At 56.6% G+C, this 346-nt stretch carries 1 protein-coding gene; it reads left to right on the forward strand.

Annotation, left to right across the window (positions count from 1 at the left end; translation table 11 throughout):
* Positions 1–346: ABC transporter permease (locus IEY39_RS29605; RefSeq protein ID WP_188938392.1), on the forward strand; the 346-nt coding region annotated here is incomplete at both ends.

Genomic DNA, 346 nt, shown 5'->3' on the forward strand with positions numbered 1-346 from the left:
ACCGGAGTATTTTTCGATCTTCCGTTACCGGTGGCTGGCCGGCAACCCGACGACGGCTCTGAACGATCCGTTCCGGGTGGTGTTGTCGGAGAAGGAGGCTATCCGGTATTTCGGTCCCGGAGACCCGGATCGATGGCTGGGGCGGGGGCTAATCTATCAGGATTCGCTGCAAGTGACTGTGTCGGGGATCGTGCAGGACTGGAAGGAGAACAGCGATTTTGCATTCCTGGACTTCATTTCCTATGCTACAATCGAGCAGAGTTTTCTGAAAGAGGATTATCCCAGGTACTGGCCGATGTGGTCCAAGAATGTGCAGGGAATCGTCAAGCTGGCGCCGGGCGTCGGC

This window comes from Puia dinghuensis (genome assembly GCF_014642875.1).
GTDB lineage: Bacteria > Bacteroidota > Bacteroidia > Chitinophagales > Chitinophagaceae > Puia > Puia dinghuensis.